Origin of the sequence: Idiomarina sp. UBA4206 (genome assembly GCF_002383015.1) — a bacterium.
GTDB lineage: Bacteria > Pseudomonadota > Gammaproteobacteria > Enterobacterales > Alteromonadaceae > Idiomarina > Idiomarina abyssalis.
Genome location: NZ_DFTS01000069.1, coordinates 1,346 through 1,758, shown reverse-complemented (window position 1 = coordinate 1,758; position 413 = coordinate 1,346). Strand labels below are relative to the sequence as shown.

The window sequence follows — 413 nt, the reverse complement described above, 5'->3', positions numbered from 1 at the left end:
GGCATTTTGGTGTTGGCAAAAACTCTCTCACCGTAAGTTTGCCTGGCGTTTCAGTTTGCCGTTTTTCTGGCTCATTGCGGAATTGCTACGGGGCTGGCTATTTACAGGTTTCCCATGGCTAAGCCTGGGGTATAGTCAAACTGACGGCGTATTTGGCGGATTGGCCCCGGTTCTTGGTGAAACGGGTATTACGGTCGCCTTGTGGTTTACAGCCCTCAGCATAGTTATGGCTTTGCGGTTCAAAAAACCGGCGCCGCTGTTAATACCGCTCATTTTTCTCACCTGCGCTGTAGTATTTCCTAAAATACAACCGACAGAGAGAAAAACCGAATCCATGTCAGTATTACTGGTTCAGGGTAATATTCAGCAATCGTTAAAATGGCAGGCGGAACAACAATGGCCAAATATTTTAC

General features: G+C 47.0%; 1 pseudogene. It reads left to right on the top strand.

Features of this window, described 5'->3' with window-relative positions:
* Positions 1-413: pseudogene (locus tag B3180_RS13825) on the top strand (apolipoprotein N-acyltransferase); the annotation flags it as partial.